14 protein-coding genes are annotated in these 12446 nt (G+C 69.4%); 5 read left to right on the top strand and 9 right to left on the bottom strand.

What is annotated here, in order from left to right; translation table 11 throughout:
- Positions 1 to 4 precede the first annotated feature (4 nt).
- The 6 genes from BLQ49_RS07680 to BLQ49_RS07655 all read right to left on the bottom strand — a co-directional run bounded on the left by BLQ49_RS07680 (position 5) and on the right by BLQ49_RS07655 (position 4061).
- Positions 5 to 349, bottom strand: a complete 345-nt coding sequence (locus BLQ49_RS07680) for a hypothetical protein (protein ID WP_091714715.1) — start codon at positions 347 to 349, stop codon at positions 5 to 7.
- 291 nt (positions 350 to 640) lie between these two features.
- Positions 641 to 1639, bottom strand: coding sequence for an energy transducer TonB family protein (locus BLQ49_RS07675; RefSeq protein WP_091715124.1), 999 nt, complete (start codon positions 1637 to 1639; stop codon positions 641 to 643).
- Between the two features lie 4 nt (positions 1640 to 1643).
- Positions 1644 to 2120, bottom strand: coding sequence for an ExbD/TolR family protein (locus tag BLQ49_RS07670; RefSeq protein ID WP_091714713.1), 477 nt, complete (start codon positions 2118 to 2120; stop codon positions 1644 to 1646).
- 66 nt (positions 2121 to 2186) lie between these two features.
- Complete coding sequence (locus tag BLQ49_RS07665; protein WP_091714712.1) at positions 2187 to 2879, bottom strand: MotA/TolQ/ExbB proton channel family protein; 693 nt, start codon at positions 2877 to 2879, stop codon at positions 2187 to 2189.
- A 132-nt stretch (positions 2880 to 3011) separates the two neighbouring features.
- Complete coding sequence (locus tag BLQ49_RS07660) at positions 3012 to 3488, bottom strand: Tat pathway signal protein (protein WP_091714710.1); 477 nt, start codon at positions 3486 to 3488, stop codon at positions 3012 to 3014.
- Between the two features lie 81 nt (positions 3489 to 3569).
- On the bottom strand, positions 3570 to 4061 hold the full coding sequence (locus tag BLQ49_RS07655; RefSeq protein WP_091714709.1) for a hypothetical protein: 492 nt from the start codon (positions 4059 to 4061) through the stop codon (positions 3570 to 3572).
- Between the two features lie 417 nt (positions 4062 to 4478).
- Here BLQ49_RS07655 and BLQ49_RS07650 point away from each other — a divergent pair, with 417 nt between their 5' ends.
- Complete coding sequence (locus BLQ49_RS07650) at positions 4479 to 4907, top strand: Hsp20 family protein (RefSeq protein WP_091715122.1); 429 nt, start codon at positions 4479 to 4481, stop codon at positions 4905 to 4907.
- Positions 4908 to 5005: 98 nt separating this feature from the next.
- A complete protein-coding gene (locus BLQ49_RS07645) occupies positions 5006 to 5290 on the top strand; it encodes a BQ00720 family protein (protein ID WP_091714707.1) in 285 nt (94 codons plus the stop codon).
- A 20-nt stretch (positions 5291 to 5310) separates the two neighbouring features.
- Here BLQ49_RS07645 and BLQ49_RS07640 read toward each other — a convergent pair whose 3' ends face one another.
- A complete protein-coding gene (locus BLQ49_RS07640; protein ID WP_091714705.1) occupies positions 5311 to 6078 on the bottom strand; it encodes an alpha/beta fold hydrolase in 768 nt (255 codons plus the stop codon).
- Positions 6079 to 6185: 107 nt separating this feature from the next.
- Between BLQ49_RS07640 and BLQ49_RS07635 the strand changes: the two genes are divergently transcribed.
- From BLQ49_RS07635 to BLQ49_RS07625, 3 genes are all read left to right on the top strand, one after another.
- Complete coding sequence (locus BLQ49_RS07635) at positions 6186 to 7487, top strand: glycosyltransferase (RefSeq protein ID WP_091714702.1); 1302 nt, start codon at positions 6186 to 6188, stop codon at positions 7485 to 7487.
- 206 nt (positions 7488 to 7693) lie between these two features.
- Positions 7694 to 8215 carry a translation initiation factor IF-3 gene (gene infC / locus BLQ49_RS07630; RefSeq protein ID WP_244007340.1) on the top strand — a complete coding sequence of 174 codons (522 nt, stop codon included), beginning with the start codon at positions 7694 to 7696 and terminating at the stop codon, positions 8213 to 8215.
- A 123-nt stretch (positions 8216 to 8338) separates the two neighbouring features.
- The gene (locus BLQ49_RS07625; protein ID WP_091714699.1) at positions 8339 to 9124 is read left to right on the top strand and encodes a HesA/MoeB/ThiF family protein; all 786 of its coding nucleotides are present in this window, start codon (positions 8339 to 8341) and stop codon (positions 9122 to 9124) included.
- Here BLQ49_RS07625 and BLQ49_RS07620 read toward each other — a convergent pair.
- Both BLQ49_RS07620 and pheT read right to left on the bottom strand, forming a co-directional pair.
- On the bottom strand, positions 9113 to 9994 hold the full coding sequence (locus BLQ49_RS07620) for a DUF1186 domain-containing protein (RefSeq protein WP_091714697.1): 882 nt from the start codon (positions 9992 to 9994) through the stop codon (positions 9113 to 9115). The genes BLQ49_RS07625 and BLQ49_RS07620 overlap by 12 nt on opposite strands.
- Before the next feature lie 8 nt (positions 9995 to 10002).
- The gene (gene pheT, locus BLQ49_RS07615) at positions 10003 to 12423 is read right to left on the bottom strand and encodes a phenylalanine--tRNA ligase subunit beta (RefSeq protein ID WP_091714695.1); all 2421 of its coding nucleotides are present in this window, start codon (positions 12421 to 12423) and stop codon (positions 10003 to 10005) included.
- Positions 12424 to 12446 lie beyond the last annotated feature (23 nt).

Below are 12446 nucleotides of genomic sequence, written 5' to 3'. Positions count from 1 at the left end.
GCCTCTAATCCTTTGTGGCGGTCTTCTTCGGTGCGGCCTTCTTGGCGGCACCTTTCGCGGCTGAGCCCTTGCCCGCGCCCTTTGCGGCGGCCTTGGCTTCCTTCTCGGCCGCCTTGGTCTGCGCGTCCGCGGCCTCCCGGGCGAGCCTGAGCGCCCGCAGCTTCACGGTCCGCTCATCCACGGCCTTGATCGCCGCGTGATGCTCCGCCATCGCCTGCGCGCCCTCCCGGGCCATCCGCTCGGCGCGTTCGGCACGCTCGGCACGGTTCTCAGCCCGCGTCTTCGCCTCCGCTTCCGCGTCGCGGGTCGCGTTCTCCTCGTCGAGGTCGTACTCAGTCTCGTCGCTCATCCTGTCCCTTTCGCCCATGCTCAGCGCTTCCGATCCTTCGCAACCTGCGCTGGACGGCGACTGGGCAGGTCCGGCCTGTTCGAGGGGGAGGGCAAGGCCGGATATATTGCTCCCCGGGCCACCGCCGGCAGCACAAAGGAGCGTGTTCGACGAGGCTTAGCATGCCCGCTGGGGCGATGGCGAATCCGTGGCGCCCGTCGCGTACGCCAACGCACAATATTCGTGACGAACGTCTGAAGTTCTGATCAGTCGAGAGCCCCTGGCTGCAGGCCGGACGTTGCGGGCCTCGATTTAACGCACTCTGAAGTTGAGCGGTATCGACACGGAAAGGCTCGCCTGCGTCACGCCGGGCGGGGCCGCGGGGAGGCTGCCGCGAACCGCGGAGAGCGCGGCGCTGTCGATCTGGCCGACCCCGCTGGACCGGGCCAAGCCGGCGGCCGTGACCTGCCCCGAGCGCAGAACCGTGAAGCGGACGACCGCCGTTCCGCCGCTTGTGCCGTTGGCGGCGCCGGCATTCATCCGCCCATGGATCGCCGCACTGATCGCCCCCGTCCATTGCCGCATGGCGCTGGGGTCGTTGCCTGCCGCGGCCCGGCCGGTCGCGTTCTGGCGCGACGCCGAGGCGGAGTTGCGCGCCTCCGCGCCCTGTTGCGCCTTGGCTTGCCGGGCCTTCGCCTCGCGGGCGGCCTTCGCCTTGGCCTCGCGGATCTCCTCCAGCCGTTCCTGCCGCGCTTCCTCGCGCCGCTCCTCACGGAGTTTCTCTTCCCGGATCTTGTGCAGCTTGGCCTCCCGCTCGGCCTTGATCTTGGCCGGATCGGGTGTCGGCTTCGGCGGCTCCTCGGTCTTGGCTACCTCGGCCGGCGGGGGGCTTAGGGGTTCGGCGCTCTCCGCCGTCGAGGTGATCACCTGACTGGGTGTCTCGACCGCCTCGGCCTGCGGCGGCGGCTCGACCACCGGGGTCTCCTCCGGCTTGACCTCGGCCAGCTCGGCCGGCGGCGGGGGCTGGACGGCCTCGTCCGGCGGCAGGTCGACAGGCTTCGTCTCCGGCGGCGCGGCTTGACTCATCTGCTGTTCGGCCGGGGTCTCGGTCGGTGCCTCCGTCATGATTGGCGCCAGATCGACGGTGATCTGCTGCTCGCCGGGCGGCGTGGGCGCTGCGAGCTGCAGGAACATCGCAGCCGTCAGGGCCAGGATATGCAGGGCCAGCGCGATCACAAAGGCCGCAACCAGCCCGGTTGGGCTACGCTCGCCGAAGGGGGCGTGCGGGTCCGTCGATACGAAGCTGGTCATCGGCTCAACGGGCAGCCCCGGCGGGGGGGGCGGAAGCGGCCGCCGGGGCGGCGGCACCGGGGGATTGGGCGATCAGCGACACCTTCGTGAAGCCGGCCTGACCGACGAGACCCATCACCTCCATGACCTTGCCGTAGGGCACGTCCCGATCACCGCGCACCAGGATAACCTGGTCCTTGTCGGCGGCCGCCATCTCACGCAGGCGCGGCACGATGCTCTCCATCGTGAACACCTCCTTGGCGATGGACGGGTTGCCGTCCTTATCGACCGTCACCTCGGCGGGCTTCTTCGACTGCGCCACCTTGGGCGCCGCGGTCTTCGGGAGCTGCACCGGCACGCCGGTTGTCATCAACGGCGCGGCGACCATGAAGATGATCAGCAGCACGAGCATCACGTCGACCATGGGGGTCACGTTGATGTCGGACATCGGCATGTCGTCGAGATCGTCGTCATCGCTCGCGCGAATGGATCCCATCGCCATCGGGCGTCTCCGGTTCCGGTGCGGCCGGCCCGTCCGGGCGGGCGCGGGAGAGGGGTTTGATCGGGCTTACTCGGCCGCGGCGCGGTGCGGCGTGCCGGCCCGGTCGCGGGCGAGGCGGTTGCCCAGCAGCGAGATGTAGGAGGAGAAGGTGCTCTGGATCGCGCTCACGTCGCCCGACAGCTTGTTGTAGGCCATGACCGCGGGGATCGCGACGACGAGGCCGATGGCGGTGGCGAAGAGCGCCTCGGCGATGCCCGGCGCGACCACGGCGAGCGACGTGTCCTGGCTGCGGGCGATCGACGAGAACGAGTTCATGATGCCCCAGACCGTACCGAACAGACCCACGAACGGCGCTGTCGAACCGGAGGTTGCCAGCAGGGACAGGCCGGTGCGCAGGCGCTTCACCTCCAGGGTGAGTGCCCCTTTCATCGCCCGCTCGATCCGCTCCCGGCGCTCTGCGCGGGTCTCGGAAGCGTCCTGATCGCGCCACGCGTCGATGGCGGCCTGCGCCACGTGGCCGGCAATGCCGTTGAGATCACCGTCGAGGTTCCCGCCGGACCGCACCAGCGTTGCGAAATCCTTGGCTTGGCGTCGGGCGGCGGCGAGACGGATGATCTTCTCGAACACCACGGTCCAGCAGGCAATGGAGGCGATCACCAGCAGGATCATCACGCCCTTCACGATCGGGTCGGCCTGCAGGAACAGGCCGAGGAACGAGAAGTCGTGGGCCGCCTCGATCGGTGCTTGTGTCGGGTCCATCGCGGGCTCCTGGCATCCTGGTCTCAAGCGGCCCTGAGCCGCAATCGTCTTAGGCTGCGGCGAAAGCCGCAGGCCGCCCGGCGGTCTCTGCCGCCGGACGGTCGTTTTGCTTCGTCCTTCACGCGGCCGCGATCAGCGGTCGAACGGCAGCCCGGCCTTGGTCTCGGTCTCGGTCCGTTCCAGGCAGGCCTCGCGGGCGGCATCGCCCCCGTCGCAGGCCAGGACGTCGTTCAACAAGACGCGCCCGACCTTGTTGCAGGCGATTCCCGGGAAATCGAAGATCTTCACGACGGTCTTGCGCGGTGGGAGCGGCCCGAGTTCGACGGCTACCCGCTTCTGCGCCACCCCATCGGTATCGAACGCGAAGAGATCGACCTTGTAGGATTTGAGCCCCGCGCCCTTGGTGTTGTCGATCACCATGGTGATCCGGCAGGCCTCGCCCGCGGTCTCCACCTTGTTAAGTTGCAGCTTCAGCGGGGCGGCTTTCTCCGCCGCATCCTGGGCCAGGGCCGACGCGACGAGGAGCGCCGAAAGCGCGAAGCAGGCCGCCGTATCCAGGGCGATGCGCCCTATCCGCCGACGGTACAAGGGAGTGCTGAGTGGAAGCACGGAACTATTGCCCTCTCCAAAACCAGTTCAGCGGGGCGACGCCCGCCGCTACCGCCGCCGTATCCGATCCCCGCGGACGCGTCAGTGAAGCATCACGCCATTGTGGCTGGCCGCCGGCGCCAAACGTGCCGCAGCCGCGTCCAGCGGTTCGACCGCCGCGCGGACCGCCGCCACGAGACGGGGGGCCGCCTCGCGCCCGGTGATCTCCGCCGCAGCCTCCTCAAGGTCCGTCCAATGACGGCGCCGCCCGCGGTTGATGAGGTCGACCAGCGCGCATTCATGGCCGGTCACGCGGCAGCAACTCGCCGGCATGAACGACCAGTCGTCCTCGCGCTCAGCCCGCAACGCCCGGATGATCGCCACGACGCAGGCCACGAAGCGGCAGCCTTCGGCGGCACCCAGCAGCTGCTCGGCCCCGTCGAAGGCGGCGTTCCAGCAGGCCACATCGCTCGTCATGTAGCCGGCCGCAACGAACCGGGCGACCGACAAGGCGAGGATCTCGGCCTCGTCGCCGCACACATCGACCACACGCCGCAGCGCCGCGCGGTCCGATGGGATCTGGGGCGCGTTCATGGGCTGGAATGCCTCGCGTCGCAGGAGAAATCCGGTTGCCCGGCCGGGTGAGCCAAGCCAAGCGATAGCCGCGCAGTAAGCCAGGCGCGCGGTCGGGATCAAGGGCCAGCGGAGAAATCAGAGCAGTTCCAAACTGTTAGGGTGAAGCCTAGCCGCTCCGCGATATGCCGTTTCATCCCGTCTCGATTTGCCAAAAATGCCTGTCTTCGGCCGGCGGCGCCCGTGCGGCCGTTTGCGCACGAAACCCGGTCCCTCCCTTGATGGCCCGCACGACCGCGGCCATATCGTTCCGTTGCCGGCGGCGTCTCGTCCGGCGGAGCGCTGCCCGGGCGGGCTCCCTGTCGACGAGGTGCTCAGGCGTAGCGGGGCGGCGGCAAGCTCCGACGCGGAGGCCTCGCTTTCTGGATGACGGCCGCGATGACGCGTACTTCGCCCTTCGGGCACCCGTTCCTGCTCGGCTTCGATGAGATCGAGCAGGCCCTCGACCGGGTCTCCAAAGCCGCCAACGACGGCTATCCACCCTATAATATCGAGCGTCTGCCCCGCACCGAGAGCGAGCCCGAGCGCCTCCGGATCACCCTGGCGGTAGCCGGCTTTACCCGCGATCAGCTCGACGTGATGCTGGAAGAGAGCCAACTCGTGGTCCGCGGCCGGCAGATCGACGAGCGCGAGCGGCAGTTCTTGCACCGTGGCATCGCGGCGCGGCAGTTCCAGCGGACCTTTCTGCTGGCAGACGGCATGGAGGTTCTGGGTGCAGACCTCGCCAATGGCCTGCTGTCGATTGATCTCGTCCGGCCGGAGCCGGATCGCATCGTCCGCAAGATCGATATCGGTGCGCGCGGCTGAGCGAGATTGATTGGACGGTACCAATCCCCACATGAGTGTCGTGCCGCCGGTGCCTTCGGGACCGGCGGAAGACGCTCTGCCACCCCAGGAGGGCTTTGATGACCGATCTGAACCCGTCGCCCTTGACCCCCGCCGATCTTGATCCCGCCGATTTCCAGCCGGCCGATCTCGCGGCGCTCGGTGAAGGGCACATCGCCTACGTCCGGCCGATCCGGTCCGACGAGGTGCGCCGCTTCTTCCCGCAGGCCCCGGAACTGACGCCGGGTCTCGACCTCTTTGCGCTGCTCTCGGCGAGCGGTGCACCGATCATGCTCGCCGATTCCCGCGCTGTCGTGCTGGCCAACGCCGCCGCGCACGATCTGCAGCCCGTCAGCCTGCACTGAGGCTTTCGGGCCTTCATCAGTCAGACGATCTCGGCCACCGCCGTTACGAGCCGCGCGATATCCTGCGGCCGCGACAGGCGGTGGTCGCCGTCTGCGATCAGAGTGAGCACCGTTCCCGCGGCGGGAAGATGCTCCAGGATCTTCAGGGCGTGTGTGTAGGGCACGTCCGGATCCTGCATCCCCTGCAGGATGTGGACCGGGCAGGCCGGATCGAAGGATCCGCCGAGGAGGCGATTCTTGCGGCCATCCTCGATCAGTGTGAGCGTGATCGGGTCCGGTTCCGGCGCGTAGTCGCTCGGCCGCTTGAGGACGCCGTCGCGCAGCACGACCGCGCGCGCCGCGTCATCGAGGCGGTTCCAGATCAGATCCTCGGTGAAATCCAGGGCGGGGGCGATGAGCACCAAGCCCGCTGTTTTCTCGCCCCGAAGCTGCCGCTCCCGCGCCGCCAGACAGGCGATCCAGCCCCCCATCGATGAGCCGACGAGGATCGGCGGCTCATCGACATGCGCGCTCAGCACGGCCTGCGCATCCACCAGCCACGAACTGATGGTGCAATCCGTGAAGGTGCCGCTCGATTCCCCGTGGGCTGCATAATCGAAACGGACGAATTTGCGCCCCGCCCCGGTGGCCCATTGGTCCAGGGCCGTCGCCTTCGTGGCCTTCATGTCCGAGCGGAAGCCGCCGAGCCACACCACCGGCGGGCCGGAGCCCGGACGCACGCGCAGTGCGATGCGCCGTTCGGCGGCGCCTGCGCCGACCGTGAGGAAGCTCGGTTCCGTATCGGTCATGCTGATCTCCGATAACCCTGTCCATCCGATCAAGAACCCGGTCCGTGAGCCGTTTGGCTTCAAGATCCGTTTACCGGACCGTAAAGCGCGACGGCGATGCTGGAGCAATGGCAGCGAGCATTTGGCAGATACCGGTCGGGGGCCTGCGTGTCCTCACCGAAGGGTCGCGGGCAGGTCACGAGCCCCGTGGCCTCTCGGGCTTTCCCGGCGCGGTCGGAGCCCTGGCGGCCGCGCGCGTCCTGCAGATCATCCCGGAACTCGACGCCGGGGGAGCCGAGCGCACGACGGTTGATGTCGCCGGCGCCCTCGCGGCGGTCGGGGCCCGTGCCCTCGTGGCGACCGAAGGCGGCCGCTTGGTCGGGGAGCTGCAGGCGAAGGGCGGCCACTGGCTCCGCTTCCCGGCAGCGTCCAAGAACCCGGCCGCGATGGCGGTCAACGTCCTGCGGCTCATGCGGCTCTGCCGCCGCGAGGGCGTGCAGATCATCCATGCCCGTTCGCGCGCGCCCGCCTGGGTGGCACTCGGCGCCGCGCGGCAGCTCGGCCTGCCCTTCGTGACGACCTATCACGGCAGCTATTCCGGGCGGACCAGCGTGAAGGTTCTCTACAATTCGGTGATGGCCCGCGGCGACGTGGTGATCGCCAATTCGCGCTACACCGCCGAACTGATCCACCGGGTGCATCCCGAGCAGGCTGGCGACCGGGTCCGGGTGATCCATCGCGGGACCGATCTCGCCGTCTTCAATCCTGTCGCCGTCGGTGCCGGCCGGGTCGAGGCCCTGCGTCGGGCCTGGAATGTAGCGCCCCACGAACGCGTCATCCTCCTGGCGGCGCGCTTGACCGCCTGGAAGGGACAACGCGTCCTGATCGAGGCGGCGGCCCAGATGCGGGATCGGGGCATTCCGGACATCGCCGTGGTGCTGGCCGGCGATCCCCAGGGCCGGACCTCCTACGAGCGCGAACTCGACGGGCTGATCGCGGCGCGGAATCTGGGCGCCGTCGTGCGACGGGTGGGCCACTGCACCGACATGCCAGCGGCTTTCCGGGCCGCCTCCGTGGTGGCGGTCCCCTCCGTCGAGCCCGAAGCGTTCGGTCGGTCGGCCGTCGAGGCGCAGGCACTCGGCACGCCGGTGGTGGTCTCCGACCTTGGGGCTGTTCCCGAAACCGTCCTGGCGCCGCCCGACGTGCTCGCCGGTCAGCGCACCGGCTGGCGCGTCCCGGCGGGGGACGCGGCGGCGCTGGCGGCAGCGCTCACCGAGGCCCTGTCGCTCGGAGCCAGTGCCCGCGATTCGCTGGCACGCCGAGCCCGGTCCCATGTCGAGGCGCATTTCTCGCTGGACCGCATGGTCGGCGATACCCTCGCGGTCTATGCCGAATTGCTCGGGGCGCCCACGGATTTGGCGCGGCCGTGACGTGTTAAGGACATCCCGCGGTCATTGCCGATTATTTTCGGTCGCCGCCTCGGTCAGCCGTTGACTCTGGCCGCGCTTCCCCCAACGTAGTATGTCCGGAAGAGACCGGAGCGGCCGGCGGCCAGGAGATCCTCGCAGGGGTCGTCCGATCCGCCATTTCGTCGTTGCAGCAGGAGACCTAAGCCATTCGTAGACCGATGAGAGCCATGCCGGCCCCGCAGAAGGACGGGCCGCGCGCCAACCGCGACATTCGCGGTGTGCGGGAAGTGCAGCTGATCGACGATACCGGCCAGAACCGTGGCGTCGTCCCCTTCTTCGACGCCCTCAACCTCGCCGAGGAAGCCGGCCTCGATCTCGTGGAGATCGCGCCGAATTCCGTGCCGCCCGTCTGCAAGCTGCTCGACTATGGGCGCTTCCGCTTCAACGAGCAGAAGAAGCAGAACGAGGCCCGCAAGCGGCAGAAGACGGTCGAGGTCAAGGAGATCAAGCTCCGCCCCGGCATCGACAAGCACGACTACGACACCAAGATGAAGTCGGTGCACCGCTTCTTCGAGGAGGGCGACAAGGTCAAGGTGACCCTGCGCTTCCGTGGCCGTGAGATGGCTCACCAGGACATCGGCCTGCGCCTCTTGGAGCGCGTCAAGAACGAGACGGCTGAGATCGCCAAGGTCGAGAGCGAGCCGATGCTCGAAGGCCGGCAGATGATCATGATCCTGGCGCCGCGCTGAGCGTCGCCCCTCCTCTTCGCTGCTGAACCATGGCTCTGGGGCCCCTTCGCCCCAGCGCCGATTCTGACGATTCGTCCTGGCGCTGCTTCCGTGCGCCGCCGCGAAGGACTATGGGGCTGCCGCATGGCCCTCTCGTCCGACGAAATCGAACGCTACGCCCGCCACCTCGTCCTGGCTGAGGTCGGCGGCCCCGGGCAGGCGCGGCTCAAGGCGGCCCGGGTGCTCGTCATCGGCGCGGGCGGCCTCGGAGCACCGCTGATCCAGTACCTCGCGGCGGCCGGAATCGGCACGATCGGCCTCGTCGATGACGACACGGTCTCCCTGTCGAACCTGCAGCGGCAGGTGATCCACGGCACGCCAGATCTCGGCCGGCTGAAGGTCGAGAGCGCCGCCGAGGCGGTCGCGCGGCTCAACCCGCATGTCGCGGTGATTCCACACCCCATCCGCATCGATCCCGACAACGCGGTCCCGTTGATCGCCGACTACGATGTCGTGGCGGACGGCTCCGATAATTTCGCCACCCGCTATGCCGTCTCGGATGCCTGCTTCCACGCCCGCCGTCCGCTGGTGACGGCGGCCCTCGGCCGTTTCGACGGGACGCTCACCACGATCCGGGCGCACGAGAGCGGGCCGGACGGTACCCCGAACCCGACCTATCGCTGCCTGTTCCCGAGCCCACCGCCACCCGGCAGCGTTCCCGCCTGCGCTGAGGCGGGCGTCTTGGGGGCGCTCGCGGGCGTAATGGGCTCGCTGATGGCCATGGAGGTCATCCGGGCGGTGACGGATTTCGGCGAGCCCCTGGTCGGCCGCCTGCTGATGGTGGATGCGCGCTCGATGCGGTTCGAGACGCTGCACTACGGCTGGGATCCGGAGAATCCCCTCAGTGGAACCAGCGTCTCAGCCGAGTAGCGATCCGGGCGGCATCCAGGGGCCTTCGGCCTGCTCCTTGCCGAGGCAGCATTTCTTGAACTTCTTGCCCGAGCCGCAGGGGCAGGGGTCGTTGCGGCCGACATCCTTGAACGGGTTGCGCTGCGGCTCCCCCGCCCCCTCGACGGTCCAGTCGAGGGCTTCGACCGCATCGTCCAGATAGCCGTACTGGTAGGGGCCAAGCCGGTCCCGGTCGTTCGGCTTCGTCTCGGCCTTGCGCAGGGCTTCCTTGAACCACTCCGCGTCGCTGACCTCATCGGTGATGCGTCCGTCAGCGCGGGCCGCCGCAACCCGGGGGGCGAGGTCCCGGAAGCCGAGATGGGCGATCGTCTCTTCCCAACCGGTCCAGGCCGTCGCCTCCTCAACGGCGGCCTGCGCATCGTCGAACCGGACGAGGAGGTCGTGCATCGCGGCGCGGTCGATCCGGCCCTCCAGGGTCAGGAAGGTGCAGGCGCAGAGCAGCGCCATGCGGGCGAAATCGTCGACCGTGCTGTCGAGGATCAGGCGGAACAGCGGCTGCGGATCGCCATCGAACAGGCTCGCCAGGACCTTGGCCAGGGTCGCCGTAAGGGCGTCACCGAGAACGGCGTCGAGGCTCTCTTCGTCCTGCCGCAGGAGGCGCAGCAGCGGCGCGAGGGCCCGCGTGTCCCGGGCCTGCGCCATGACGTGCAGGCCCCAGAACAGGAGGTTGGTCTCCTCCGGGGTCAGCTCGCGCTCATCTGCCGCCTTCTCGAGCAGCGGCAGCGTCGCCTCGGCGATCGCGGCTGGATGCTTCACGGCCTCGCGCAGAGCCGCGGTCGGCCGGTGCTCGGCCGCCGCAAGATCCGCGATGAGAAGAGCGGTCCGGTCCATGCTGCTTCTCAGGCCCGAAGCGTCGCGCCGGTCCGGCGCGAGACCTCGGCGACGATCTTGGCGCTCACGGCCTCGATCTCGGCATCGGTCAGCGTGCGGTCCACCGGCTGCAGCCGGACCGCGATCGCCACCGACTTCGCACCCTCCGGCACGCCCGGCCCCTCGTAGAGGTCGAACACATCGACGCCCGTCACCAGCTTGCGCTCGGCGTTCTGAGCGGCCTTCACGATGTCGCCGGCCGGCACGTCGCGGCCGACTACGAAGGCGAAGTCGCGTGACAGGGGCTGGAACTCGGAGAGCGCGAGCGCCGGCTTGACCTTGGTCGGCTTGTGCTTCGGCAGAGGCAGAGCATCCAGCACGATCTCGAAGGCGACGAGGCTGCCCTTGAGGTCGAGGGCCTGGAGTGTGCGCGGGTGTACCTCGCCGAACCAGCCGATCTCGGTCTTCGGGCCGAAGCGCAGGGTTCCCGAGCGGCCGGGATGCAGCCAGGACGGGCCGCCGGCCGTCACCTGCAGGCCGCCGGTCGGCACGCCGAGGCTGCCGAGCAGGGCCAGGGCATCGGCCTTGGCGTCGAACGCGTCCACGATATCCGTCGCCCCGTCCCAGTGGCGGCCGGCCCCCGCGAGGGTGGCGCTGCCCCGGCGCACCGCCGCAGCGCGGATCGTCTGCCCCTCCGGCTCGTCGGAGGCGAAGCACTGGCCGACCTCGAACAGGGTGGCGTCCGGGTAGCCGCGGTCGGCGTTGCGTTGCGCGGCGCGCAGCAGGCCCGGCACGAGGCTCGGGCGCATGTCCGACAGGTCGGAGGCGATGGGGTTGGCCAGGGCCAGATCGGGACCGCCGCCGCCGAACAGGACGGCGTCGTCGTGCGGGACGAAGGACCACGTCACGGCCTCCATCAGGCCGCGGCTCGCCAGGGCACGCTTGGCGGTACGCGTGCGCTTCTGCATCACGGTGAGCAGCGCGCCGCCCACATCGGCCAGACGCGGCAGCGGCTTGGCTTCGATGCGGTCGAGGCCGGCGATCCGCACGACCTCCTCCACGAGGTCGGCCTTGCCCTCCACGTCGGGCCGCCAGGACGGCGTGCGCACCGTCACCCGGTCGCCAGTACCCGAGACGTGGAAGCCCAGCGTCTCCAGGATGGTCGTCATCTCGGGCTGTGGCACGTCGAGGCCGGCGAGGCGGCGGACCTCGCTCCAGGGGAAATCGACGCTCCGCTCGGATTCGGGTGGCTCGCCGGCGACCTGCGCCTCGCTCGGTGTGCCACCGCAGAGATCGACCACGAGGCGCGTCGCCAGATCGAGGCCCGGCAAGGTGAAGGCCGGATCGACGCCGCGCTCGAACCGGTAGCGGGCATCGGTGATGATGCCGAGGCGCCGGCCGGATTGCGCGATATTGGTCGGATCCCACAGGGCCGATTCAATCAGCACGTCCGTGGTGGTCTCGTCGCAGCCCGAGGCTTGGCCGCCCATGATGCCGGCGATCGACTCGACCCCGTTCCCGTCGGCGATCACCACGGTCTCGTCGGTGAGCGCGTGGGTGCGCCCGTCGAGGGCCAGCAGGCTCTCACCGTCCCGGGCGCGGCGCACCACGAGGCCGCCCGACACCTTGGCGGCGTCGAACACGTGCAGCGGCCGGCCGCGGTCGAAGGTGACGTAGTTGGTGATGTCGACCAGCGCGTTGATGGGGCGCAGGCCGATGGCGCGCAGGCGCGCCTGCATCCAGGCCGGGGAGGGGCCGTTCTTCACCCCGCGCACCAGCCGCAGGGCGAAGAGCGGGCAGAGGTGCCGATCCGCCGGCTCGAAGGCCAGCTCGACCCCGACAGGGCAAGGGCCGTCGCCGCGCACAGCCGGGATCGGCTCGCCCTTGAGCGTGCCGATCCCGGCCGCCGCGAGGTCGCGGGCGATGCCGTGGATCGAGGTGCAGTCCGACCGGTTCGGCGTCAGGTTGATCTCGATGACCGGATCGTCGAGCCCGGCATAGAGCGCGTAGGGCTGGCCGACCGGCGCGTCGGCGGGCAGCTCAAGGATGCCATCATGGTCCTCGCCGAGGCCGAGCTCGGCCCCCGAGCACAGCATGCCGCGGCTCTCGACGCCCCGGATCGTGCCGACCGACAGGGTGATGTTCTTGCCCGGGACATAAGTGCCCGGCGGCGCGAAGACGGAGACGAGGCCCGCGCGCGCGTTCGGGGCGCCGCAGACCACCTGCACCGGCGCGCCGGCGCCGGTCTCCACCGTGCAGACGCGCAGCCGGTCGGCATTCGGATGCTGCTCCGCCGTCAGGATTTTTGCGACGACGTAGGGTTTGAGCGCGGCGGCCTTGTCCTCGACGCCCTCCACCTCCAGGCCGATCCGCGTCAGCGTCTCGGCGATGGTGTCGAGGGAGGCCTCGGTGTCGAGGTGGTCCTTGAGCCAGGAGAGGGTGAATTTCATGATGGACCTTCGAGAGCCTAGCG

This window comes from Methylobacterium phyllostachyos (assembly GCF_900103445.1).
Taxonomy (GTDB): Bacteria; Pseudomonadota; Alphaproteobacteria; order Rhizobiales; family Beijerinckiaceae; genus Methylobacterium; species Methylobacterium phyllostachyos.
Note: the sequence above shows the minus strand (reverse complement) of the source record. Positions and strands in the feature narration are given on the sequence as shown.

What these genes read in the sequence shown, in the direction of transcription:
- BLQ49_RS07680 (WP_091714715.1), bottom strand. Translation starts at nt 349, where the DNA reads ATGAGCGACGAGACTGAGTACGACCTCGACGAGGAGAACGCGACCCGC.
- BLQ49_RS07675 (WP_091715124.1), bottom strand. Translation starts at nt 1,639, where the DNA reads ATGACCAGCTTCGTATCGACGGACCCGCACGCCCCCTTCGGCGAGCGT.
- BLQ49_RS07670 (WP_091714713.1), bottom strand. Translation starts at nt 2,120, where the DNA reads ATGGCGATGGGATCCATTCGCGCGAGCGATGACGACGATCTCGACGAC.
- BLQ49_RS07665 (WP_091714712.1), bottom strand. Translation starts at nt 2,879, where the DNA reads ATGGACCCGACACAAGCACCGATCGAGGCGGCCCACGACTTCTCGTTC.
- BLQ49_RS07655 (WP_091714709.1), bottom strand. Translation starts at nt 4,061, where the DNA reads ATGAACGCGCCCCAGATCCCATCGGACCGCGCGGCGCTGCGGCGTGTG.
- BLQ49_RS07650 (WP_091715122.1), top strand. Translation starts at nt 4,479, where the DNA reads ATGACGCGTACTTCGCCCTTCGGGCACCCGTTCCTGCTCGGCTTCGAT.
- BLQ49_RS07645 (WP_091714707.1), top strand. Translation starts at nt 5,006, where the DNA reads ATGACCGATCTGAACCCGTCGCCCTTGACCCCCGCCGATCTTGATCCC.
- BLQ49_RS07640 (WP_091714705.1), bottom strand. Translation starts at nt 6,078, where the DNA reads ATGACCGATACGGAACCGAGCTTCCTCACGGTCGGCGCAGGCGCCGCC.
- BLQ49_RS07635 (WP_091714702.1), top strand. Translation starts at nt 6,186, where the DNA reads ATGGCAGCGAGCATTTGGCAGATACCGGTCGGGGGCCTGCGTGTCCTC.
- infC (WP_244007340.1), top strand. Translation starts at nt 7,694, where the DNA reads ATGCCGGCCCCGCAGAAGGACGGGCCGCGCGCCAACCGCGACATTCGC.
- BLQ49_RS07625 (WP_091714699.1), top strand. Translation starts at nt 8,339, where the DNA reads ATGGCCCTCTCGTCCGACGAAATCGAACGCTACGCCCGCCACCTCGTC.
- BLQ49_RS07620 (WP_091714697.1), bottom strand. Translation starts at nt 9,994, where the DNA reads ATGGACCGGACCGCTCTTCTCATCGCGGATCTTGCGGCGGCCGAGCAC.
- pheT (WP_091714695.1), bottom strand. Translation starts at nt 12,423, where the DNA reads ATGAAATTCACCCTCTCCTGGCTCAAGGACCACCTCGACACCGAGGCC.